Annotated in this window: 24 protein-coding genes; 19 read left to right on the forward strand and 5 right to left on the reverse strand. The window is 36.5% G+C overall.

The window, feature by feature from the left end; all coding sequences use genetic code 11:
- Positions 1–231: 231 nt before the first annotated feature.
- The gene (locus AC1MGI_RS11855; RefSeq protein WP_480345445.1) at positions 232–729 is read right to left on the reverse strand and encodes a peptidyl-prolyl cis-trans isomerase; all 498 of its coding nucleotides are present in this window, start codon (positions 727–729) and stop codon (positions 232–234) included.
- Positions 730–1,155: 426 nt separating this feature from the next.
- Between AC1MGI_RS11855 and AC1MGI_RS11860 the strand changes: the two genes are divergently transcribed.
- On the forward strand, positions 1,156–1,437 hold the full coding sequence (locus AC1MGI_RS11860; protein WP_049680650.1) for an Fpa/YlaN family protein: 282 nt from the start codon (positions 1,156–1,158) through the stop codon (positions 1,435–1,437).
- Positions 1,438–1,787: 350 nt separating this feature from the next.
- Positions 1,788–5,228: a pyruvate carboxylase gene (pyc, locus tag AC1MGI_RS11865; protein WP_480345446.1), complete on the forward strand. Its 3,441-nt coding sequence runs from the start codon at positions 1,788–1,790 to the stop codon at positions 5,226–5,228.
- Positions 5,229–5,276: 48 nt separating this feature from the next.
- On the opposite strand, the gene AC1MGI_RS11870 is transcribed toward pyc, so the two are convergent.
- On the reverse strand, positions 5,277–6,254 hold the full coding sequence (locus AC1MGI_RS11870; RefSeq protein ID WP_480345447.1) for a COX15/CtaA family protein: 978 nt from the start codon (positions 6,252–6,254) through the stop codon (positions 5,277–5,279).
- Between the two features lie 662 nt (positions 6,255–6,916).
- Between AC1MGI_RS11870 and cyoE the strand changes: the two genes are divergently transcribed.
- From cyoE to AC1MGI_RS11905, 7 genes are all read left to right on the forward strand, one after another.
- The gene (cyoE, locus tag AC1MGI_RS11875; protein ID WP_480345448.1) at positions 6,917–7,849 is read left to right on the forward strand and encodes a heme o synthase; all 933 of its coding nucleotides are present in this window, start codon (positions 6,917–6,919) and stop codon (positions 7,847–7,849) included.
- A gap of 348 nt (positions 7,850–8,197) precedes the next feature.
- The gene (gene coxB / locus AC1MGI_RS11880; RefSeq protein ID WP_480345449.1) at positions 8,198–9,277 is read left to right on the forward strand and encodes a cytochrome c oxidase subunit II; all 1,080 of its coding nucleotides are present in this window, start codon (positions 8,198–8,200) and stop codon (positions 9,275–9,277) included.
- 28 nt (positions 9,278–9,305) lie between these two features.
- Positions 9,306–11,180, forward strand: a complete 1,875-nt coding sequence (gene ctaD, locus AC1MGI_RS11885) for a cytochrome c oxidase subunit I (RefSeq protein WP_480345450.1) — start codon at positions 9,306–9,308, stop codon at positions 11,178–11,180.
- Positions 11,180–11,806: a cytochrome (ubi)quinol oxidase subunit III gene (locus AC1MGI_RS11890; protein WP_062181521.1), complete on the forward strand. Its 627-nt coding sequence runs from the start codon at positions 11,180–11,182 to the stop codon at positions 11,804–11,806. The genes ctaD and AC1MGI_RS11890 overlap by 1 nt, the downstream gene beginning before the upstream one ends.
- A gap of 3 nt (positions 11,807–11,809) precedes the next feature.
- On the forward strand, positions 11,810–12,145 hold the full coding sequence (gene ctaF / locus AC1MGI_RS11895; RefSeq protein WP_403073142.1) for a cytochrome c oxidase subunit IVB: 336 nt from the start codon (positions 11,810–11,812) through the stop codon (positions 12,143–12,145).
- A gap of 253 nt (positions 12,146–12,398) precedes the next feature.
- Positions 12,399–13,301 carry a cytochrome c oxidase assembly factor CtaG gene (gene ctaG / locus AC1MGI_RS11900; protein ID WP_480345451.1) on the forward strand — a complete coding sequence of 301 codons (903 nt, stop codon included), beginning with the start codon at positions 12,399–12,401 and terminating at the stop codon, positions 13,299–13,301.
- Positions 13,302–13,646: 345 nt separating this feature from the next.
- Positions 13,647–14,108 carry a DUF420 domain-containing protein gene (locus tag AC1MGI_RS11905; protein WP_480345452.1) on the forward strand — a complete coding sequence of 154 codons (462 nt, stop codon included), beginning with the start codon at positions 13,647–13,649 and terminating at the stop codon, positions 14,106–14,108.
- A 166-nt stretch (positions 14,109–14,274) separates the two neighbouring features.
- Here AC1MGI_RS11905 and AC1MGI_RS11910 read toward each other — a convergent pair whose 3' ends face one another.
- On the reverse strand, positions 14,275–14,637 hold the full coding sequence (locus AC1MGI_RS11910) for a YugN family protein (RefSeq protein WP_480345453.1): 363 nt from the start codon (positions 14,635–14,637) through the stop codon (positions 14,275–14,277).
- 778 nt (positions 14,638–15,415) lie between these two features.
- Between AC1MGI_RS11910 and AC1MGI_RS11915 the strand changes: the two genes are divergently transcribed.
- The 6 genes from AC1MGI_RS11915 to AC1MGI_RS11940 all read left to right on the forward strand — a co-directional run bounded on the left by AC1MGI_RS11915 (position 15,416) and on the right by AC1MGI_RS11940 (position 18,819).
- Positions 15,416–16,279 (forward strand): CAP domain-containing protein, encoded by an 864-nt coding sequence (locus AC1MGI_RS11915; protein WP_480345454.1) that lies wholly within the window; start codon positions 15,416–15,418, stop codon positions 16,277–16,279.
- A gap of 237 nt (positions 16,280–16,516) precedes the next feature.
- Positions 16,517–16,924, forward strand: a complete 408-nt coding sequence (ylbD, locus tag AC1MGI_RS11920) for a spore coat protein YlbD (RefSeq protein WP_480345455.1) — start codon at positions 16,517–16,519, stop codon at positions 16,922–16,924.
- 19 nt (positions 16,925–16,943) lie between these two features.
- Positions 16,944–17,186, forward strand: a complete 243-nt coding sequence (locus AC1MGI_RS11925; RefSeq protein WP_480345456.1) for a YlbE-like family protein — start codon at positions 16,944–16,946, stop codon at positions 17,184–17,186.
- Between the two features lie 68 nt (positions 17,187–17,254).
- On the forward strand, positions 17,255–17,638 hold the full coding sequence (locus tag AC1MGI_RS11930; protein ID WP_062181498.1) for a hypothetical protein: 384 nt from the start codon (positions 17,255–17,257) through the stop codon (positions 17,636–17,638).
- Between the two features lie 104 nt (positions 17,639–17,742).
- Positions 17,743–18,189, forward strand: a complete 447-nt coding sequence (locus tag AC1MGI_RS11935) for a YlbF/YmcA family competence regulator (protein ID WP_062181495.1) — start codon at positions 17,743–17,745, stop codon at positions 18,187–18,189.
- 354 nt (positions 18,190–18,543) lie between these two features.
- Positions 18,544–18,819, forward strand: a complete 276-nt coding sequence (locus AC1MGI_RS11940) for a YlbG family protein (RefSeq protein ID WP_062181492.1) — start codon at positions 18,544–18,546, stop codon at positions 18,817–18,819.
- 110 nt (positions 18,820–18,929) lie between these two features.
- Here the strand turns inward: AC1MGI_RS11940 and AC1MGI_RS11945 are convergent, their stop codons facing one another.
- Positions 18,930–19,319: a DUF7147 family protein gene (locus AC1MGI_RS11945; RefSeq protein WP_480345457.1), complete on the reverse strand. Its 390-nt coding sequence runs from the start codon at positions 19,317–19,319 to the stop codon at positions 18,930–18,932.
- Between the two features lie 806 nt (positions 19,320–20,125).
- Between AC1MGI_RS11945 and rsmD the strand changes: the two genes are divergently transcribed.
- Together rsmD and coaD are read left to right on the forward strand one after the other, a co-directional pair.
- Positions 20,126–20,704: a 16S rRNA (guanine(966)-N(2))-methyltransferase RsmD gene (rsmD, locus tag AC1MGI_RS11950; RefSeq protein ID WP_454215109.1), complete on the forward strand. Its 579-nt coding sequence runs from the start codon at positions 20,126–20,128 to the stop codon at positions 20,702–20,704.
- The gene (gene coaD, locus AC1MGI_RS11955) at positions 20,705–21,190 is read left to right on the forward strand and encodes a pantetheine-phosphate adenylyltransferase (protein ID WP_480345458.1); all 486 of its coding nucleotides are present in this window, start codon (positions 20,705–20,707) and stop codon (positions 21,188–21,190) included. It begins immediately after the preceding gene.
- A gap of 130 nt (positions 21,191–21,320) precedes the next feature.
- Here the strand turns inward: coaD and ylbJ are convergent, their stop codons facing one another.
- Positions 21,321–22,535, reverse strand: a complete 1,215-nt coding sequence (gene ylbJ, locus AC1MGI_RS11960; protein WP_480345459.1) for a sporulation integral membrane protein YlbJ — start codon at positions 22,533–22,535, stop codon at positions 21,321–21,323.
- Between the two features lie 204 nt (positions 22,536–22,739).
- On the opposite strand from ylbJ, the gene AC1MGI_RS11965 reads away from it, so the two are divergent.
- Together AC1MGI_RS11965 and AC1MGI_RS11970 are read left to right on the forward strand one after the other, a co-directional pair.
- Positions 22,740–23,537 carry a patatin-like phospholipase family protein gene (locus AC1MGI_RS11965; RefSeq protein ID WP_480345460.1) on the forward strand — a complete coding sequence of 266 codons (798 nt, stop codon included), beginning with the start codon at positions 22,740–22,742 and terminating at the stop codon, positions 23,535–23,537.
- Positions 23,527–24,552, forward strand: a complete 1,026-nt coding sequence (locus AC1MGI_RS11970; RefSeq protein WP_480345461.1) for a SepM family pheromone-processing serine protease — start codon at positions 23,527–23,529, stop codon at positions 24,550–24,552. Before AC1MGI_RS11965 ends, AC1MGI_RS11970 begins: the two co-directional genes overlap by 11 nt.
- The last annotated feature ends 68 nt before the right edge of the window (positions 24,553–24,620 follow it).

Genomic DNA, 24,620 nt, shown 5'->3' on the forward strand with positions numbered 1-24,620 from the left:
CCTGCTTAGAGAAGCGTGTTGAGGGAGACCCCGCAAGTGCAAAGCACTGAGGAGGCTCCTTTAGACCGCCCGTACAAAGGAGTGCCTGCAACGGAAATCACCCCAGGATATTCGCGTAAATATCATTTAAAAGCAATAAAGTATACGAGAACAGCCTAAAGAAAAAAACGTTGCTCCCTAACGAAGAGTCGGTAAAACACTCAGACACTTTGTCATGGATCTAACTTTATATTATCGAATAATAAATGCCTGTACATCTTTAATTGGTTGATTAATATTGGATCCATCTCCAAAATAAATGTACATTGGGCCATTTTCTTTTATAGGCTTACCATCAATAGAAAAGCCTAGAACAAATGCTTCGGCAGCTTCTTTAGTAAACACTTGTTCAGTATCCGCTGTTTTGACAACAACTTCAAAGGCATCAGAATGGGGTTCAGCATTATCCAGAAAAGGCTTGAAAGGAATGACGAATGTACCTTCTAATAGACGTTGTTTCTCAAACTTTCTTTCTGTCTTTAATGTTGGGGGCATTGTTGCTCCCTCGCGGATTTCTTTTTCCCAATGCTTGGATGCTGCAATCGTATATTCCTCTAATTCATTTTCCGCTTTCTTCTCAGCCTGAAAATAGGTTTCAATTTCAACTTTACGGTCGTCAAAGATCCAAACCCCAGGATCTAATGTTATTGGAAATTTCACTTTCCCTTGAATAAATACGATGGGTTCCATCTATAAACATCCCTCTCTGTATGTATGGTCAAAAAGACTCTAACAATAATTATACAAGAATAAGTATAAAGAAACTTGTTAAAAAAGTCACAGAAAACCTTTTCATTTGTCCAGGTGGTTTCAAAGTCGTTCTCCCAAATGGTTCGGTTCTTGTTCACTTCTAAGCTTTCTGAAGCATACAGGGTTATGATATGAAGGCGCTACCAAAGGACATGTTCCATGCTGACGAAGCCAAAAATTCAGGAGCAATCAGTTTGTCCTTATACAATAAGACGTTAACATTTTTCTAAGAGTTAAATGGGCTTACTATTAATTATTGTAGAGAAGAGCTGGGTGATGGTTTATCTAATTATCCTTGCTTTTTTAGACAACTAAGGGTAAAATTTATAGATAAGATTGTACGCTTCATTGGCGGGGGGATTTCGTATGGCATCTGAAATGCTTGTCAATCATCAAGAAAAAGCTTATGCTTTATTAAAAGCAGATGCTGACAAGATTCTTAAATTGATAAAAGTACAAATGGATAATTTAACTATGCCTCAATGTCCTCTATATGAAGAGGTTCTAGATACTCAAATGTACGGCCTATCTCGTGAAATAGATTTCGCTGTTCGTTTAGGTTTAGTCGATGAGACGGAAGGAAAGTCACTCTTAGAATCGCTTGAGAGGGAACTATCTGCTTTACATGAGGCTTCTTTACGAAAATAATATAGTAAGAAATTAACTCAAACGAATCATCATAGTTGTTTGAGTTTTTTTATATAATTTAATTGTATTATACTAAATTCCTATTATTGTTATATACTTTTTTATTATAATTGTATTATACTATGCAATAATAAATTCTATAATCAAAACTATTTTGAATTTTAAAAAACGATTGACTAAAACGGTTTTTTGGACCAAAATTATGAGTGAAAATGTCGTAATGTTCAAACTATGCCTCATAATAAAAATTGTTTAAATGTGCAATAACTATGTGTGAATAAGATCTTGATTTGAATCTTGCTCTTTTTACAATATACAAATGAAAAATACATAAAAGTAGGTGTGAGTTAATGGTAAAACGTATAAAAAAAGTTTTGGCAGCAAATCGGGGAGAAATCGCAATCAGGATTTTTCGAGCTTGTACAGAATTAAATATTAGAACTGTAGCTGTATACTCAAAAGAAGATCAAAATTCTTACCATCGTTTTAAAGCGGACGAAGCATATTTAGTTGGGGAAGGAAAAAAACCAATCGATGCTTATTTAGATATTGAAGGCATCATTGAAATTGCCAAGAAAAAAAATGTTGATGCGATTCATCCTGGATATGGATTTTTGGCAGAAAATCTTGATTTTGCTCGTCGTTGTGAGGAAGAAGGAATTATTTTTATTGGTCCTGAGACAAAACATTTAGATATGTTCGGTGATAAAGTAAAAGCAAGAACTCAAGCTGAACTAGCGAATATTCCTGTTATTCCAGGAAGTGATGGTCCTGCAACTTCTGTGAAAGATGTAGAGGCATTTGGTCAAACGCATGGTTTTCCAATTATTATTAAAGCATCGCTTGGTGGCGGTGGACGAGGCATGCGTATTGTTAACAAACTAGAAGAAGTTCAGGAGGCGTATACAAGAGCAAAATCTGAAGCGAAAGCGGCTTTCGGTAATGATGAAGTATACGTTGAACGTTTTATTCAAAATCCAAAACATATTGAAGTACAGATCCTCGGAGACAAACATGGGGAAATTGTTCATTTATATGAGCGTGACTGTTCCGTTCAAAGACGTCACCAAAAGGTAGTGGAAGTAGCCCCATCCGTTTCTTTAACAGAAGATTTAAGAATGAGAATTTGTGAAGCTGCTGTACGATTAATGGAAAATGTTAACTATGTGAATGCAGGGACGGTTGAATTCCTCGTTGCAAATCATGAATTTTACTTTATAGAAGTAAACCCACGTATACAAGTTGAGCATACTCTTACTGAAATGATTACTGGAATAGATATTGTTCAGTCACAGATATTAATTGCTGAAGGTCATAAATTATACGAAAAGGAAATTGGTATCCCTCATCAAGATGAAATTACAACGAATGGTTTTGCTATCCAGTCAAGGGTAACAACTGAAGATCCATTAAATGATTTTATGCCGGATACTGGGAAATTGGCAGTTTATCGTTCTGGCGGTGGCTTTGGAGTACGTTTGGATGCAGGGAACGCATTCCAAGGTGCAGTTATCACACCTTATTATGATTCCTTATTAGTTAAAGTTTCGACTCATGCACTTACCTTTGAAAAAGCTGCAGCGAAAATGGTGCGTAATTTAAAAGAATTCAGGATTCGTGGAATTAAGACAAACATTCCATTTCTTGAAAATGTAGTAAAACATGAGAAATTTATAACTGGCGAATATGACACTTCGTTTATTGATACAACACCTGAACTGTTTTCCTTCCCTGTGCGTAAAGACCGTGGTACGAAGATGCTTTCCTATATTGGGAATGTAACAGTAAACGGCTTTCCTGGAGTGGAAAAGAAGAAGAAACCAGTGTTTGAAAAACCAATCATTCCAATAATCTCAGCAGATGTTCCGACACAGCAAGGAACAAAGCAGATACTTGACGCAAATGGTGCTGATGGTCTCGTGAAATGGATTAAAGAACAAAATGATGTCCTGATCACAGATACGACGTTTCGTGATGCCCACCAATCTCTTTTAGCAACAAGGATCAGAACAACAGATTTATTGCAAATTGCTGAACCAACGGCAAAACTGGTGCCGAATCTGTTCTCCCTTGAAATGTGGGGAGGAGCTACGTTTGATGTAGCTTATCGTTTCTTGAAAGAAGATCCATGGGACAGGCTTCTTGGGTTAAGAAAGAAAGCACCAAATGTCCTTTTCCAAATGCTTTTACGCGCATCTAATGCTGTTGGCTATAAGAACTATCCGGATAATGTAATTGAGGAATTCGTTCAAAAATCTTCACAAGCAGGGATCGACGTATACCGAATTTTTGATAGTTTAAACTGGGTTAAAGGAATGGAAGTTGCTATTGACGCTGTTCGACAATCCGGGAAAATAGCAGAAGCAGCTATTTGTTATACCGGAGATATAAACGACCCAACACGAGTGAAATATTCAATTGACTATTATAAAAATTTAGCTAAGGAATTGGAGAACCAGGGAGCACATATTCTTGGAATCAAGGATATGGCAGGTCTCTTAAAACCAGAGGCTGCTTATCGATTGATTTCGGAACTTAAAGATACTGTAGATATACCGATTCATTTACACACTCACGACACAAGTGGAAATGGTACGTATATGTATGCAAGGGCGATAGAAGCAGGTGTTGATATTGTTGATACAGCACTTGGTTCAATGGCTGGGCTCACTTCTCAACCAAGTGCTCAAACGCTTTATTACGCCCTTGAAGGAACGGAACGTCAACCGAAGCTTGAAATTAATTCTCTTGAGAAATTATCCACCTATTGGGAAGGGGTAAGGGAATATTACCATGATTTCGAAAGTGGCATGGTTTCACCACATACAGAAATTTATCAACACGAAATGCCTGGCGGACAATACAGCAATCTTCAGCAACAAGCAAAGGCAGTAGGGTTAGGCGATCGGTGGAATGAAGTGAAAGAAATGTATCGCCGTGTAAATATAATGTTTGGGGATATTGTTAAAGTTACGCCTTCTTCCAAAGTTGTTGGTGATATGGCTCTATTCATGGTCCAAAACGATCTATCTGAAGAAGATGTCATGACAAAAGGAAAGACAATGGACTTTCCAGATTCAGTGGTTGAACTTTTTGAAGGGTATTTAGGTCAGCCAGAAGGCGGATTCCCTAAAGAATTACAAGAAGTGATTCTAAAAGGTAAAGCTCCAATTACCGTAAGACCTGGTGAATTATTAGAGCCAGTTAATTTTACTGCATTACGAGATGACTTATTTAAAGAACTTGGTAGACCGGTTACAAGTTTTGATGTATTAGCCTATGCGCTTTATCCTAAAGTATTTTTGGATTATGTAAAAACATGCGAACAATTTGGTGATTTATCGCACCTAGATACGCCAACATTCCTTTATGGTATGGGGCTTGGTGAAGAAATAGAAGTGGAAATCGAAGTAGGTAAGACTTTAATTGTTAGACTTGTTTCGATCTCCGAGCCGCAAGCTGATGGTACGAGAGTGATTTATTTTGAATTAAACGGTCAATCCCGTGAAGTAATCATAAAAGATGAGGGCATAAAGTCATCTGTTCAAGCCAAGCTTAAAGCAGACTCGAAAAATGAATCACATATTGGAGCTACAATGCCAGGAACAGTACTAAAAGTAGTTGTTGAAAAAGGAGATCAAGTTAAGCAAGGGGATCACCTTATTATAAATGAAGCAATGAAAATGGAAACAACTGTACAAGCTCCATTCTCTGGAGTTATTACAGATATTCATGTTAAAAATGGCGATGCAATTAGTACAGGAGATTTATTAATAGAAATAACTAAATAACGAAAAAGAGAAGGCTGACCTAGGTCAGCCTTCTCTTTTTCGTTTGTATTAATGAATTGTTACTGAAGAACTTGATATGTCTTCATCTTTATTTTCCAAATGCGTTGTTTGTATTAATGCCAATTCATTCTTTTTACTTCTAGAGGTTAAAAGTAGTAAATAGCTGAGAACGCCAAAGAAACAAGCGATAAATAAGGCATGAGAGAGTGCGATTATCAGATTCAGTCTAGAATAGATAATGAGTGCCCCTGCGACTACTTGAAGAAAAACAAGGATTAACGCATAAAGCCAACCCCAATAGAGCACTTTCTGCTGTCGATACCGCCTAAATGCTAGAACCGTTATATAAAGGACCCAAATGAAAATGAGCCCAGCAGCTGCCCTATGACCCATTTGTACCCATTCATACATGTTAGAAGGTAGTACAAACTCATTATTGACACAAAGCGGCCAGTCTTTACATACAAGACTAGATTCTGTATGCCTTACTAATGCGCCAGTATAGACTACAAAAAAACAATAAGAGATTAAACCGAAGATATGAAATTTCATTCGTTTATCAACGATCAATTTATCTGCTTCAAACTTCTTGTCAACTTCAAAGATCAGTAATGTTAGCAAGAAAACAGCAGCAAAAGAAATTAATGAAATTCCAAAATGTGCAGCGAGTACAAAATCGGATTGCCCCCATTTAACAGCTGCTGCTCCGATTAATCCTTGAAGAAGAAGAAAGCAAAAAGAGAGAGCAGAAAGAAATTTAGTTTCCCGGATATCACCAATCTTTCTCCAGCTCCAAACAGAAAGAATGAGAACCATGAGACCTACAACACCGGATACTATTCTGTGTGCGAATTCAATTAATAGTTCTGGTGTAATTACTTTTGGAATGAGCTGGCCTTCACATAATGGCCAAGAACGCCCACAACCCATACCAGAATCCGTTTTAGTTACGAGGGCCCCTCCTAATAAAATAAGCAACATCCCTAACGTTGTTAAAACAGCAAACCATTTTAAACGCTTTTGCATGTACTCCACCTTCTTTAAGTGCTTTTGAATAATTACAATTTCGACTATGTATGTATCTTAGCATATTTATATCAAATATGATGTCAATATTTCGACAATTATTGTAATTATATGTGTAATCAGTTATTTGTGGCCTTTTTGAACACGCACTTTTAGTTATATAAAAACACTTACTTGATAATAACCACTTAATAAGAGTCATACATCGTTATACCTTTAGAACTATTCTAACTTAACCAGTGGAGATGAATTATAGTCTAATTATTTAGATTTTTCGTAAAGAAGGTTGAAAGTTTTCAAAGAGTCTGGTAGAAATAAGGAGTATGTATAAAAAATGATTTCTAATTGTTTATTCCTTAGGCAAGGTGGAAGTTACGACCTTTCCTGATAGAGTCACAATTCCGTCATAAAGAAAAGGAAAAACATACACAAAAGAATTGAAAAGTGTGTTTTAATATCAGAAAAAGGTATTTATCTTCATTTTACTTTTATAGTATTTTGGGTGCCAGTCTCTATATTAGGAAAGTTGTCGAAGCTTTGGGTAACATTGCTTTTAATAATTTGACGCTTCCATAGTTACAAATAATGAAAAGTATGGAATAATAGTAAGGAACCTAAATATATGAACGTATTTGTCGAAATACTCTAAGGAGGAATGCATAATGTCTGATTCGAGAGTATTGACAGAAGCTGATATGAAAACTAACTCTATATCTATTTCTGACAATGAAACAACACCATGGAAGGATTTCCTTGCTTTAATAAAAATAGGAATCGTAAATTCTAATTTGATAACAACCTTTACTGGTATATGGCTTGCACTGCATTTTACCGGCATGCCATTTTTAACGAATTTGGATAAAGTGTTCTTTGCTTTGGCTGGCTCAGCTTTAATAATGGCTGGCTCATGCAGTTTTAATAATTATTATGATCGGGATATTGATCATTTGATGGAAAGAACGAAAAATCGTCCTACTGTTACCGGCAAGGCAAGTGCTTCTAAAGTTCTGATTCTTAGCTTTGTATTGATTGGTCTTGGAATCGCTATGCTAGCAATGACTAATATGACAACTGCAATCTTGGGTGGTATTGGCGTTTTTGCTTATGTTGTTCTGTATACAATGATTACCAAAAGAAGGTATGTATCCAATACAATAGTTGGCAGTATTTCCGGGGCAATGCCCCCATTAATTGGGTGGGCAGCAGTTGATCCTGGATTAGGAATCATACCTTGGATGTTATTTTTAGTTATGTTTTTATGGCAGCCGCCGCATTTTTATGCACTCGCAATGAAAAGAGTGGAAGAATATCGCGCTGCTGGTATCCCGATGCTTCCAGTTGTTAAAGGATTTAAAGCTACCAAAAGATCTATGGTCCTTTGGGTAGCATGGTTGATTCCTGTTCCATTTTTCATGACAGCTCTTGGAACAACATATGTAGTATTAGCAACAATCTTAAGTGTTGGATGGTTTATCCTTGGAATTTATGGATATAAAATGAAAGACGATTTAAAATGGGCCAAGCTAATGTTTGTCTATTCATTAAATTACATGACTATTTTGTTTGTAGCGATGGTCATACTTACACTTATTTAAGTAGTTAACTAAAAAAATTCTAAGAATGTCTCAAAAGGGCAGTATCCTTATGAGGCATTCCTAATACATAGACAATTGTTTAAGAGCAAATAGAATTGTTATCATAACGCATCACTTTTATCCCAATTAACGGGCAGTAAGACCCACCCCTCAAGGCTTCGAGGAATCAAAGAAGCGTAAGAGAGGAGAACTGCCCCATAAAAGCCTGAATGAAGATTCACTTTATTTTTTTTTATTCCTTCAAAAGGGAATTCTTTCTTTAATTAGAAATTTAAGATAGAAAGAAATTCAAAACTTGCACATTGAATAATTGTGAGAAATTTTTTACGAAAGAGGGGTTTCTTAAGCATGAAGAAAAGGCTTAGAAAGTGGCGTCTGATTTCATTATTCGCGATAATGACGCTAATTCTAGCAGGCTGTGGAGAAGCAAATCTATCCGCGCTAAAACCAGCTGGAGAAGTAGCGCAAAAACAGTTTGACTTGATGGTATTAAGTACGTTAATCATGGTAGTGGTTATCATCGTGGTTGTCATTCTTTTTGTTATCGCTATCGTTCGTTTCCGTCGTAAAGATGGTGACGAAAGTATTCCGAAACAAGTTGAGGGAAGCCACAAACTTGAAGTGATTTGGACGACTATCCCAATTTTGCTTTTAATTATTATGGCGATTCCAGTCGTAACTTACACATTCGAGTTGGCTGATACTTCTGCTATGGAAGTGAAGGATAAGGATGGTAAAACAAAGGATGCTGTAGTTATTAACGTCCGAGCAAACCTATACTGGTGGGAATTTGAATATCCCGATTATGGGATTTTCACAAGCCAGGATTTAGTTGTACCTACAGATGAAAAGGTTTACTTTAATCTTAAAGCTTCAGATGTTAAGCATTCATTCTGGGTACCGGCAGCAGGCGGTAAAATGGATACGAACGTAGATGGCGTTAACCAAATGTATCTTGTATTCGATAGTAAGAAGTCTGATGAAGCGCAAAATTTATTTTACGGAAAATGTGCAGAGCTTTGCGGACCTTCCCATGCCTTAATGGATTTTAAAGTCGTAACGAAATCTAAAGATGATTTTAACTCTTGGGTAAAGAGTATGCAGACTGTTGCCAAAGAACCAAAAGTTGCTGAAGGCGAATTAGCACAACAAGGACAAGAAATCTTCAATCAAAGTTGTATTGGATGTCATGCTGTTTCAACAAGTGGCAATGGCGCTGGGATGGGACCTAACCTTTCAAACTTTGGAGAGCGTGAACGTATTGCTGGTTTTCTGCCTCATGATAAAGAAAATTTGAAAAATTGGATTAAAGCTCCAGATGATTACAAACCAGGTAACACAATGGCTGGTAAGTATGGTGAGTTGACAGATGAGCAGCTTGATGCACTTGCTGAATATTTACTTAATCTTAAAGTTGAAGATAAGTAAACATATTGATTGAAATGGAGGTTAAATCGTGAGTACGTACGCTAAGAAACAAGGATTTGGCGCAACTTTATGGGATTTTATGACAACGGTCGACCATAAAAAAATCGCCATTCTTTATTTAATATCCGGCGGACTATTCTTTATTCTCGGTGGCTTGGAAGCGATGTTCATTAGAATCCAGCTTGCAGTACCTGATAATAACTTTATGAGTGCCGGAGTTTTTAATGAAATGATAACGATGCATGGTACTACCATGATTTTCTTGGCAGCGATGCCTATATTATTGGGAATAATGAATGCTGTCATGCCGCTTCAAATTGGAGCGCGTGATGTTGCATTTCCATTTCTAAACTCTTTAGGTTTTTGGATGTTTTTCTTCGGTGGTGTTATGCTGAACCTTTCATGGTTCCTGGGCGGCGCACCTGATGCGGGCTGGACATCATATGCATCATTATCCATCCATTCTCAAGGACATGGAGTAGACTTCTATGTATTAGGCCTTCAAATATCAGGATTTGGTACGCTTATTGCAGGAATTAACTTTCTTGTTACGATCATTAATATGCGAACTCCAGGTATGACTTATATGAGAATGCCTATGTTTACATGGACAACTTTTGTTGTTTCTGCACTAATACTTTTTGCTTTTCCTCCATTAACGGTTGGATTAACTTTAATGCTTTTTGATAGAATGTTTGGAGCGAATTTCTTTGATGCTGCTGCAGGCGGTAATACAATTATCTGGGAGCATTTATTCTGGATTTTCGGGCATCCCGAGGTGTATATCTTAATTTTACCTGCATTTGGTATTTTTTCTGAAATTTTAGCAACATTTTCAAGGAAAAGACTATTCGGATATTCATCTATGGTATTTGCAACTGTTTTAATTGGTTTCTTAGGATTCATGGTTTGGGCTCACCATATGTTTACGGTTGGCTTGGGTCCGATAGCGAATGCGATTTTTGCAGTAGCTACGATGGCGATTGCTGTACCAACAGGAATCAAGATCTTTAACTGGATTTTTACCATGTGGGGCGGAAGTGTCAGATTCACGGTTCCAATGCTATATGCTGTATCATTTATCCCGTCGTTTACGATGGGGGGAGTAACTGGGATTATGCTTGCTGCTGCACCTGCAGATTATCAATATCATGACAGTTACTTCGTTGTAGCTCACTTCCACTATGTAATTGTTGGTGGAGTTGTCCTTGGTATTCTAGCTGGTATTACGTACTATTGGCCAAAAATATTTGGAACAATGTTAAATGAAACATTAGGAAAGTTTACTTTCTGGTTATTCTTAATTGGATTCCATTTAACTTTCTTCATTCAACACTTCCTAGGTTTATGGGGGATGCCGCGCCGTGTATTTACGTATCTTCCAGGGCAAGGTTGGGACATATCTAACTTAGTAAGTACAATAGGAGCAATGTTTATGGCAGTGGGAGTAATAATTTTGTTAATCAATATTATTATTACTTCTGTGAAAAACGTAAGAGTTGGCAACGATCCATGGGAAGACGGACGTACATTGGAGTGGGCGATTCCTTCACCACCGCCGTTTTACAACTTTAAGCAGTTGCCACTTGCTCGCGGCTTAGATGCTTATTGGATTGAAAAAATGGAAGGTAAAAAGGAAATGACACCTGCAGAACCGCTCGGTGACATTCACATGCCAAATGGATCTATCATTCCTATATGTATTACTTTCGGTTTGTTCGTTGCATCATTTGGGGCATTGTACAACATGGATGCAGATAAGCCTTGGACAACACCAGTTATTATTATTGGTTTATTGATTACATTCGGTTCAATGCTGATTCGTTCGATAAAAGACGATCACGGGTTCCACATTCATAAAGAAGACTTGATGGACGATAAAGATAAGGAGGTAAAGGCATAATGCACGTAGAAGAAAAATTTACAGATGCTACATGGCCTGCGGCTCCTGAAACAGCAACGCTAGAAGGAAAAAATAAATATTTAGGATTTTGGTTGTTCCTTGGTGGAGAGACTGTTCTTTTTGCTTCGCTTTTTGCAACCTATCTTGCGTTAAAAGATAAGGTGCCAGATTCAGGAATGCTACTTGCTAAGGATTTATATGAAATCCCGCTAACATTTGCAATGACAATGATCTTATTAACAAGTTCATTAACAAGTGTTTATGCAATGTATCACATGAAAAATAACAGTTTCCAGAAAATGCAGACTTGGCTTCTTATTACGGTTGTGCTTGGCTTTAGTTTCCTAGCATTAGAAGTTTATGAATTTAATCATTATGTTCATTTAGGTCATACATTTACTAGTAGCGCATATGGTTCAGCCTTCTATACGCTTGTAGGATTTCATGGCGCGCATGTCACGTTTGGCCTAATGTGGTTTTTATCACTTATGTTGCGAAATGCAAAACGTGGTTTAAGCTTATATAATGCACCTAAATTCTTTGTTGCAAGTTTATACTGGCACTTTATTGACGTAGTTTGGGTATTCATCTTTACGGTCGTTTATTTAATGGGAATGGTGGGATAACTGATGACAAATCAACAATCTAATTCAGCGAACCCGAATTTAAATTTAGAATATCGACGCAAACAAAATGCAGAAGAAATGAAGCATCAAGTCATTACTTTTTCAATGATGATTTTCTTTACGCTTATCGCCTTTGCAATGGTGGCAATGGAATCAATCTCACGTTGGTTTACAATTCCAGTCATTCTTCTTCTTGCTGCAATTCAGGTTATTTTTCAGCTTTATTATTTTATGCATATGAAGCATAAGGGACATGAAACGATTGCGTTATTTATTTATTCTGGATTGACAGTAGGGTTAATCACTGTCCTTGTCTTTCTTACAATCGTTTGGCTTTAATTTTTGAGAAAGAGCTGGCGCTTCAAACTGCCTGGTTCAAAAATATTAACTAATCAATCTGGATTATAGTGTTACAGTTGAGTCGGTGCTTTAGGGCCGGCTCTTTCTTATCCTATCTATTATTGGATAACAATGTTTTGGTTCATACGAAGACCAGATTGTTAAAAGTAACCAATTTTAAGGGGAATACTAGTCTCTGTTATAGAAAAAGAGGTATAATAGGGGTAATAAGTGTAAAATAGAGGTGTTAAATATGTCTATCGATATTTTTGGTTTTCGTGCATTATGGAGTCCATATTTCTTAGTTTCTTTGATTCTGGTCATTGTCAGTTATGTTTTACTCGTATCTAAATTTCGCCATAAGTTTATTAATAATGAACCAATAGGAATAAAGCAGCAAGCACTTTTCATTACAGCGATTGTGTTATTGTACGTTATTAAGGGATCTCCTTTGGATTTACTGGGACATATTATGTTCAGTGCACATATGACTCAAATGGCTTTTTTGTATTTAGTTGTACCGCCTTTGCTAATAATGGGAATCCCTGAATGGCTTTGGCGTTATATTCTTCACGTACCATTAATTAAAGGGATATTTAATGTCTTTACGAAACCACTTTTTGCATTAATTACTTTTAACGCTTTATTTTCTTTTTACCATATTCCTTTAGTTTTCGATTTTGTGAAAACTGATATGTTGTTACATGCAGGGTATACAATACTGCTGTTTATTTCAGCCATATTTATGTGGTTTCCACTAGTCAATCAATTGCCTGAACGAGCTAGTCTTTCGGGTGTTAAGAAAACTGCCTATGTATTTGGAAGTGGAATCTTAATGACGCCTGCTTGTGCACTAATTATTTTTGCAACTGATCCGTTGTTTTCAACTTATTCAGATGCGTCTGCTTGGTTAGTGGCAATGGAATTATGTGTTCCAGCTTCTGCACTGTCTGGCTTAACTTTAAGTGGCCCTGAAATGTTTAATGGACTTCCAATCATGGATGATCAACAGCTCGGTGGCGTTCTTATGAAGATTATTCAAGAAATTGTACTTGGCGTTACACTAGGTTATATTTTCTTCGCATGGTACCGTAAGGAAAACGGATCAAATGATGAAATAGACCCTATACCGCCCCATTTACAACCAGTTAAATAGAACTTTGCATGAAAATCTTAACAATAAAAATAAATTAGAAGATTTTATCGAGGATTTCTCATAAGGGTCTGACCTCGCACTCTAAATCAGTCTGTAGTGTTTCTTACACTAATCTTGTACTGTATTTAGTTGTTGCGGGGTCTGCCCCTTTGCTTTTTTGTATCGTAAATACGCTTGTGATTGACGCTGGAAATCATAACTTTAAGAAAAAATAAAGCAAGTTGCATTTATTTAATCTTTAAAAGTGAGCATTCTGTTAAGAATATACGAACTTGTTGAATTTTTGAATGATGTCTTATAAAATGAATACGATGAATATAAATAGAGAGGGCGTTAAAGCGGATTATGTCTTTACCAATTCTTCCAACGATTAGTACGTTTTTTATTGTATTGAGTTCAATAACTGTGGCAATTGGTTGGTATTTAATTAAGAAACGTAATTTTAAGGCTCACGAGAATGCAATGTTGGCTGCGGGTGTGTTTGCAATCATTTTCTTTACCATTTACGCTTCAAGGACAGTTTTTCTTGGGAATACGTCCTTTGGTGGCCCAGATGATATTAAAATCTATTATACCGTTTTTCTGGTCATTCATATTACCCTAGCAACTTTAGGAGCAATACTTGGTATCACGATGTTTACTTTAGCATTTAAAAAGAAATTTGCTACTCACCGTAAGATTGGGCCATTTACAAGTATTATTTGGTTCTTAACTGGAATAACGGGGCTTGCAGTGTATTTTCTATTATATGTTCTTTACCCAGGTGGAGACACTACATCGCTTATTAAAGCTATTCTTGGCACTTAAATTGAAAAGATTGAATACATTCTAGAAAAAAGGGGATGTCCCAAAAACTAAGGTTCAGGCTCCACTATTACAATATACAGTTTAGGTTAAGTGTTTGTAACACTATAAACTGTGTATAAAGTGTGGCCAAGACCCATTTGGGGCATCCTCTTCTTTTTGATATTTCTTATAATCCGTTGAATTCATCCAGTTCTTTTTTAATCTCTGCTAATATGCTCTCACATTGTTTAACTAGGGTGGATGGGAACTGTTCATCTTCCCCATATTCTAGACCATGAGGATAGTAATGTTTGCCTAATAGTGGAACTAGTAACTTAATAACTGCTTTATGAGCCCCTACATCACCTTCAACCGCATACCCTTGTACACGAAGATAAAAAACACCATCCTTCACTTCGAATTTACGATCGTAACTGACACGTTCGTAATCCCATTGCTCAGCTCTAACTAAACCATAGTCAGTCATTAGACTATCGAGGCGATTTAAATCTCCAGTCATGTTTTCAAATCCATATTGTTCGAATCTCACCAAAAAACCCCCTATTCATACAATTAAATATGTAGTAAATAAAATAAATCAATGGTACATGTTATAATCCTTAAAGGTTTGTATAGACCAAATTCCCTCATATTTTATAATAGTATGAATTTATACAAGTTGCAATCGCTATCTTTCCGTTTATTGGTATCATTCACAGAAACTCCATAAATATTAACGGATTGTTAACAATTATTCTAAATATATCAGCGGTCCATTTTCTATAATAAGTGTAATAATCATGATATAATTAGGATTAGACATGAAGGGGTAAATTAGTATCATATGATTTGTTCTCGAAATTTAGGAATTAATAAACGAGTACTAATTATTTTGAATTGTTATATGGGTTATAAAATCCATTTAGGGTATGGAGGATCATGCGGGAATGCCTGCAGATGCGGCTTTTTAAACTAGACTTTGTCAAACGACCATCAGAAAAGGAACATAAAATACGGAATTTCTTAAGCTTAGAAGGCGTTCTAATAGGAATTGAGGAACTTGGTGGTTCTTTCATAGTTCAGGACGCTTTTACTTTTTTAAAAAGAAAAGGAGAGGGGAGTGTCTTCTGAAGACGTTCGCTAGAATTATTTTTTTCGTTATTGTATTTTTTATTTTAGGAATTTATTTTAATTTTGATTGGAATGTCAAGGAGGATGCAGTTCTTGATGGATCAAAGGAGGCCAATTCAGGGGGGGAGACGAATCTTGAGAGAAGTAAAGCCCCTACACTTGAAAATGGATTAATCAAGCCTAAAAGCGGATTGGCGTTGACGATAGGGAAGGGTCAAGATGAAGTCTTAAAATCTTTTGGTGAGCCAGATAGAGTAGATTTATCAGCATATGGGTATGACTGGTGGATTTATAATAAAAAGCAAGATACTTATTTTCAGCTGGCAATGGAGAAAGGAAAAGTAGTATCTGCATATGGAATAGGTGATTTAACAGATGTTTCACCGTTTTATATTGGACAACCGATCGACGAAATATATTCAAGTTTGTTTTTTGAGACATCTGTTGATATAGATACGGATTTAGGTTCCTATCGTTTTGAGTTATCAGAAGAAGATATGAATATAAGACCGTTAATTAAGATAGGTGATATTTACATCCAGCTCTATCTAGATAAATTTACAGGGACCGTGTCCAGTGTTCGATATTTAAATGCTGAAACATTGATTAAGCAAAGACCATATGAGGTAACATACAGTGGTGAATTAGTGGGCGAACCTGAATTTTCCGAGGAAGACTGGTTAAAGGTAGAGAATGGAAGTAAACAGCAAATATTCGATTTCACTAATATTATACGAGGTCGTTTTGATTTGGATCCGTTAAGCTGGGATGAACCCACTTCAGAAGCAGCTTTTCTTCATAGTTCTGATATGTATCATGCTGAGTATTTTTCGCATACGTCACCAACTGAAGGGGAGCTTGCAGAGCGATTGAAGACAGGTGAGGTCACGTATACAATCGCAGGTGAGAATATAGCAGCCAAATATGTAGATGCTATTGAAGCAATGGAAGGATGGTTGAATAGTAAAGGTCACCGAGATACCATGCTAAATAAAGAATTTACTCATTTAGGAGTCGGAGTTTATCAAAAGTATTACACGCAAAATTTTATCGGAAAATAACGGTTAGGCGAGAAATAAAGTTATTTGAATAACTTTATTTCTCGCTTTTTTTTAGATACTCTAAGATTTTATCCCGCATTAACGAGCAGTAAAACCTTCACTGATTGAAGTTTCACTTTATTGTATGGTGTTCTTCATATTATAAGAACTCTAGATTGTTTTGTTTAAGTAGGCACATATTTTTTTGTTCAGCATAATTTGAAAATAGGCTAATGCTTTATTGTGAGGTGAGGAAGAATGGTTAAGAGAAAACGCCCATCCGTTGATAAATTTAAGGAATTCGTACGAACACATCCTGGATTGGCCGATCAAGTTAAGGCGGGAAAATATTCTTGGCAGCAGCTGTTTGAAGAGTGGTATTTATTAGGTGACTCCCATGAGAAATGGATCACATATATGGAACAGAAAAAAGATCAACCAGTGGAAGAAACAAAAGAAACGGATACAGGCGATATAGTTAGTACACTTGTAAATACATTTAAAAACATGGATATTGCACAAATTCAACAATATATTTCAAATGCCAACCAAGCTTTGGGAGCCATCCAAGGCATTCTCACTTCCTTTCAAGGAGATCAGTCTGTAAAAGTAGAGCCAAAAAAAATAGAAACACGTAAAAATCCATTTGAGTTTAAAAAAGACTGATAAAAAGGGGGAGAGTTTGATGCGTCAAGACGTTTATGAGGTAATTAAAGAAAATGAAGATTTATTGAAATTGTTAAGGATGCAGCCATATTGGTATCGTAAATTAATGAGAAATCCCCAATTGCTTGAAAAATTAGATACAGATGCAGTTTTTTTCTTTAAAAAATCGATTCCAGACCGAGTGTCGAAGTTTTCTGATGGAGTTCAATTTGCTTCGATGATGATGAATATGTTTCAAGCGATGAAAACACCTTCAACATAAGTTATATGTAGAAAAGGGGATAAATCTCTCTCCGTTGCAGAAGCTACAAGCAAAGGGAGGGCTATTTCATGCGATATTTTGTAGTTATTTTACTCATTGGGAGTTTGTTGACTGCTTGTAGTAATAAGATTCCAGAGCCAGAAAATGTAGCAAAGGCTGCAACGAAGAACGAAATCAGCGATCCTTTCAATGTAAATTATTTCGTTAAGGGAAATTCGGTATTCGTGGAATGCTATATAAAGGATTATTCTTTTTCAAATCATAATCAAAAGCACCAGACGACTGTTTATGTTTATATGGACGATAAGAAAGTAAAAGCAGTAAATACAGCTGCCTTTATTATAAAAGATATACCAGTTGGACCTCATCAGATGAGGCTTGTCATTCATAATACCGGAAAGAAGGTTGATCTTATTAAACAATTTAAGGTACATATAAGTTCAACAATCTGAGTGAAATGAAATTGAACAATGGAATTATATTGAAAAAATTAAGAAAAGAAGGTCGCTTCTAGATCGTATACATGATAAAATAGTAGTGGAGGTGAGCGAATCTAATGCTTGCTACTATGGAAAGAGTCAGTATTTTACAAAAAGCAGAAGCCTTGGCTGAAATGGTTATTGAATCGAAAATTGGTCAAGAGTATTTTGAGCTTTTATATAATTTGCGCCATGATCAAGGGGCTCAAGATAAGATAAGGAAGTTTACATCTTTAAAGGACCTGTTTGAAGAAGTGCAACGCTTTGGAAAGTACCATCCTGACTATAAGCGTGTAAACTTAGAAATTCGTCAGGTCAAGCGGGAGATGGACATCCATCCTTCTATTGCTGCCTTCAAAAGAGCAGAAACGGAATTACAGGCTGTATTGGATGAAATCAGTCATAGGATAGGACATGCTGTGTCTCCTTTTATAAAAGTACCTGCAGGAAGCCCGTTTTTCGAATCAGGGTCAAGCTGCGGTGGCAGTTGTGGTACGGGTGGTAGCTGTGGATGCTCGGCATAAAGTGAAACTTCCATCAGTGGAGGTATTACAGCCTGTTAAACCGGGATAAAAGAAAAAGGTCTGGATGTCCAGACCTTTTTTATTAAATATAAAACTAAATGAAATTAGTTGTGGCAATTATATCGAATCGTACTTCGTCAAGCTCCAAGGCGTTATAGAAAGATAGTTGAAAAAAAAGGAACCGCTATGCTAAACTTAACTAAACTTATTTTGAATTTTTCGTAATTTAGAGAAATATATCGGGGATGAATGGTTGATTCGTTGTTAAAACATTAAATTAATCATTATTCAATTATTCTTTAATAAAACTACTATTGATGGAATTCTGTCAATAAAAAAGGAGCAATTATAAAGATGTTTGGAACAAGACAAGCTCTTATTGTATATTTACATACATTGAAACAAGCTAAAATGCTTCGGAAGTTTGGCAATATTCACTTTGTCTCTAAAAAGATGAAATACGTGGTCATATACACAAATATGGACGAAATTGAGACACTGTCTCAAAAATTGAATAGCTATTCATTTGTAAAAAAAGTTGAAGTGTCCTATAAGCCGTTTTTGAAAATGGAATTTGAGAACTCTAGGCCTGACAAAGCGAAAGAATATGATTATAAAATGGGAATCTAAAAAAGAGCCAGCTCATAATAAAATGAGCGGCTCTTTTTTAATTGAATGAAGTATTTGTTTTTCAAATAAGTCTGGTGTATTCGCTGTCCTTATTGAATAATCAGTATTTATCATTGTAAAGCTGGTAAGTATCTGTTCATACGAAGAATCCCGATAAGATGCTGATAGTATAGCCCGATTTCAGCGAATTGTTGGGAGTTTTTTACCTGTAATTCGATGATTGATTTATTTAATTCAGTAGCAAGATTAAAAAAAAGTTCGTACCGTTTATTCGCTTTATGATTTGGATTTGGAATGCCTTCCCTGCACACATATAATGGTTGGAAATCGCCAGGTTGTGTAGGCTTTAAAACGATTACAAGGGAGGTGATGGGTGTATCGTTCAATTCGGTATGTAGTGCAAGTAGATGGACAACTCTATGCTTGTTTGATTTTCCGATTTCTAGTAATTCATATAGATCTGAATAACCACTTCCAAGCTCGATAAATCGTTGTATCAATTCAATCGCTCCTTCGTCTTTTCATCATCTTTACTTTATCATTTTAAAAAGTGTATGTAAAAGTAACAAAAAACAAATGTGAGCAAAAGGGCGGGCGCAAGAACTAGGATGATTTCTTTCAATATAACTTCTAAGTACATATACTCTTTCTTGAAAACAGGCTTGAGGATTTTACTAAAATCACATTCCTTTTAAAATAGGAAGGGTTCATAATAGATTAGATGCAAAAAATGACAAATATGAAATATATGTACTGCTTTTAGAAAGTGATAGTTCTTTTGCTCTATCCCGCTCTTAACGGGAAGTAAGACCCCAACTGATGGAAGTTTCACTTTATAAATCTGATGTTAGTCTTCGTTTGGATGAACAAAACCTAAAAAAACCTGCAGAGTATGCTCTGCAGGGTCCTTCTATTTCCTTCATAAAAGGAAGAAGGCAAAGGGAGAGGAGAAACCGGAGGAAGGTCTTATGGGGAAATGTAAGACTTCTCCGCGGTTGGCAACAACACCTACGAAAGTGATGTTGTTACTCTTATTATCACCAAATATTTCTTTCTTATTCAAACGATTAGAATTTTTTTCACTTAACTTGTTACATCGTTCTAACTGTTAATAATACGCATAGATAAAAGTATTACTTTATCCCGCAATAATGGGCAGTAAGGTCCCACGCGGATGGAAGTTTCACTTTATTTGGGTATATGAGCGAAATACACTTGGAGCTCTTTATGTAAAGTGTTGGCTTACATTTTTGAATATGATAGGATAAATGAGAAATGAAATTAGTTGAAAAATGTGGTGGAAGATATGAGGGTTGTTTCTGGAACATGTAAGGGAAGACCGTTAAAAGCTGTATCAGGGACAGGGACGCGTCCCACAACAGATAAAGTAAAAGAATCTATTTTTAATATGATCGGACCGTATTTTGATGGCGGACAGGTACTTGATTTGTTTGCTGGAAGCGGTGGGCTTGCGATTGAAGCGTTAAGTAGGGGTATGGATAAGGCCATTTTGGTAGATCGCGATTACCAAGCATTTCAAACAGTGAAAACAAACCTTGAAGCATGTGGATTTACAGATCGCTCAGAAGTATATAAAAATGATGCTGAGCGTGCCCTGAAGGCTATTATAAAACGTAGTCTATCCTTTTCGCTGATAGTGCTTGATCCTCCTTATAAGCAGCAAAAGTTAGTGAAATTGCTTGAAATGATTCATGATGCAAAGATTCTTGAAGAATCAGGTATTATTGTCTGTGAGCATGGCGATGATGTTGTACTTCCTGAAAACGTGAATGATTTAGTTAAATGGAAACATGAAAACTACGGAATCATTTCTGTTTCAATATTTAGATGGAGAAATATCCGTGGTGAGCAGGAGGAATTGTAAATGGGGAAAATCTCTATTTGTCCAGGTAGCTTCGATCCAATGACACTAGGACATCTTGATATTATCCAAAGAGCTGCAAGAGTGTTTGAAGAGGTAAATGTAGTGGTTTTAAATAATAGCTCGAAAAAATCGCTGTTTACAGTCGATGAGCGTCTCGGATTAATTCGTGAAGTTACGAAGCATATTCCAAATGTTAAAGTTGATTACTTTCAGGGTTTAACAGTAGATTATGCCAAAAGCGTTCATGCAAGTGCAATCATTAGGGGGTTAAGAGCTGTATCTGATTTTGAATATGAAATGCAGATTACCTCCATGAACCGTGTCTTAGATGAGCAAATTGAAACTTTCTTCATTATGACGAATAATCAATATTCTTTTTTAAGTTCTAGTATTGTGAAAGAAGTGGCCAAATACGGTGGAGATATTACAGAATTAGTCCCAGAAGTGGTTGCACAAGCACTGTGTGAAAAATTTGCTGATCAATAAAAGTTTGGATGAACAAAAAGCGTCGAACCTCTTTGTGCAAGAGATAGAATGCTTTTGTTCATCTATTTTTTATCTGGGGAATTCCATAATATAGTTAGTTTTTTTAGGTATAAGATGACGCTGATCATATTCAATGTACAAAGTTTCTCTTAATTCCGATGATGAGATAGAGTGTCAAAAATGCAAGTGTAATTAAGGGACCATAATCCATCATTTTTTCATAAAAATGAATGCCAATACCATTGTCATTCATCATAAAAACGGGATTGGAGTTCGAAGGCTGTCCATTTAAGCCGATTTTTTCGTAGATGGGTTTCCAAAGAATAAAGGTAAAAGCAGCAGCCAAGAAGCCATGAACAATTCGAGCGAAGAAAAACGGTGAAAAACGAATATCAGTGTCAGCTAGGATACTCGCTACTTGAGCTTGGATGCTAAACCCGCTAAAGCCAAGAATAAAACTTGTAATAATTGCCTTCTGCATGAGAGTCGCCTCTTCGACACCACTTGTCATTTGAGAACCAATGGTTATCTCGGAAAGACCAGAAATGAATGCCATACTCAATTCTTCTGGAAGATGAAGTGTATGTAATATGGCGATAACTCCTTGTGCAAAGAAGGTAGTAATATTCATGTGAAATAGTAATTTATTTATTACAGAGAATAAGATAATAAATCCACCAATCATTAATAAAGTGTGGATGGAAGAAAGCACAGCGTCGCCGAGTAATTTACCAAGTGGTCGTTTTTCGTTCATACGGGTCCGATGCATTTGCTGGAGTGCAGTCTTAATGGAAAATGTTTTTTTATGATAAGAGTTCGACTTCTCTTCATCTTTTCCGTAAAATCTCATCATAAGCCCAACGCAAATATTACCTAAATAATGAGAAATCGCGAGCATAATGCCAAGACTAGAATTATGAAAAAAACCGACTGATACTGCCCCAAACATAAACAACGGACTTGAATAATTAGTAAACGACACAAGCCGCTCCGCTTCAATTCTCGAGAGCTGCTTTTCTTGACGCATTCTTGCCGTATATTTGGCACCAGACGGAAATCCGGATGCCATACCCATTGCCAAAACGAATCCCCCAACCCCTGGAACTTTAAATAGAGGCCGCATTACTGGTTCGAGAATAACACCGATAAATTTAACCACCCCAAACCCAATTAGTAATTCCGAGATAATGAAAAATGGCAGCAAGGATGGAAAAACGATTTCCCACCACATATTCAATCCTCTAATAGACGCTTCAAAAGCATCTTCAGGAAAGGATATTAAACCTATAGCCATAGTAATTGCTGAGGCAGCTAATACGATTGTTTTGATTTTTGTTTTAAACAAAATCCGAGCCTCCTTAAAAGGGAATATGCTATGCACTTATTTAGAGAAATGATAAAATAGGTATAATATGTAAATTCATTCATTGCGATAGAGTAATCTTGTCCACCTAGATACACAATATGCACATAAGCCCGCAATTAAGACCATAACTTTGATAAGAAGTCTGAAATAACTAGATTGTTCAAAGAAAGGGGGAAGTTAACTTTGAGAGAACCGAAAATCGGGCTGGCCCTTGGTTCAGGTGGAGCCCGAGGATTTGCTCATTTGGGAGTTATAAAGGTTTTAAAAGAGGCGGGCATTTCGATTGATATGATTGCAGGTAGCAGTATGGGGGCGTTAGTTGGATCTTTTTACGCGGCAGGATCGGATGTAGAACGGTTATATCGGTTATCTAAAGTGTTTAAAAGAAAGTATTATTTGGATTTTACTGTTCCTAAGATGGGGTTTGTCGCGGGGAAGAAGGTGAAAGAGCTCATTCGAGTATTTACATATAACAAAAGGATTGAGGAATTGGATATTCCGCTGGCTATTGTTGCCACTGATATCAAAAAGGGAGAAAAGGTTGTTTTTCAAAGTGGCCCTATAGCAGATGCTGTTAGAGCCAGTATTTCTATTCCAGGAATCTTTGTCCCTGAAAAAATTGGTGATCGGTTATTAGTGGATGGCGGTGTCATTGATCGAGTGCCGGTATCGGTCGTGAGAAGCATGGGAGCAGATCTTGTGATTGCTGTTGATGTTTCAAATGTGAAAAAGGAAATAGAGATTACCTCCATTTATGATGTGATTATGCAAAGTCTCGATATTTTACAAATGGAGCTAACTGAAAGTAGAAAACTTTCATCTGATGTGATGATCCGGCCACATGTGGAAAATTATAATTCAAAATCTTTTACAAATATAAACGAAATAATTACTATTGGAGAAGAAGAAGCTAGATTAAATATCGATAAAATTAAACAATGTATTCATACTTGGAAGGAGTCCCACAATAATGAGTCGTAAAATTTATATTCGCTCTTTCCTTATAGCGTTAGTCCTGATTGTCGGTTCAACCTTTTATTATTTGCCTTACTATGTAACAAAACCGGGCATGGCGCAGGAACTTGAACCGATTGTTACTGTAGAGGGTGGAGGTAAGGCTGAAGGTAGCTTTATGCTAACTACAATAAGAATGGGAAAAGCAAATATATACTCTTATGCTATCGCAAAGTTCAGTGATTATCAGGAGTTATTTGCTGAAAAGGATATTCGTATAGAGAATGAAAGCGATGAAGAATATAACCTTAGGCAGCTGCATATGATGGACGGATCAAAGAATCATGCGATTCAAGTTGCATATAAAAAAGCAGGAAAATCGATAACTTTTGATTATCATGGGGTTTATGTGCTTGGTGTAATGGAAGGGATGCCTGCTGCAGAAGCATTAAAGCCTGGTGATCAGATTATTAAAGTAGATCACTTGAAGTTCCGATCTTCCCAAGAGTTCATTGAATACGTTGCTGAAAAAAAAGAAGGCGACGAGGTTAAGATTGTTTATATTCGCAATAATAAAGAGCAAACGGCTAAGATGAGGCTGAAGGCATTTAAGGAACAACCGGAAAAAATCGGAATCGGGATTTCGCTTGAAGATGATAAGAGTCCTGTCACAAATCCAGCTATTAAAATTGATAGTGAGCAAATAGGTGGACCTTCGGCAGGACTGATGTTTTCACTTGAAATTTATAATCAGCTGACAAAAGGTGACCTTACAAAAGGGTACCGAATTGCAGGAACTGGTACAATGTCTGAAGATGGAACAGTGGGTCCAATTGGCGGGATTCAGCAAAAGATTGTAGCTGCAGATAAAAGTGGAGCGGAGATTTTCTTTGCACCAAACGAACGAGGCAGTCAAAATTCGAATTACGGTGAAGCCTTAGTAGCTGCAAAGGATATTAAAACAAAGATGAAGATTGTACCTGTAGATACATTTGATGATGCGCGAACTTATTTAGAAAACCTACCTAATAAAAAAAAATGATGACTCATTGGGCTGCCTCTTTCAGAAATGAATGTGGGGAAGACCAATAGCCATCTTTTTTTAGTCTA

Source organism: Peribacillus sp. BM1, from assembly GCF_056679975.1.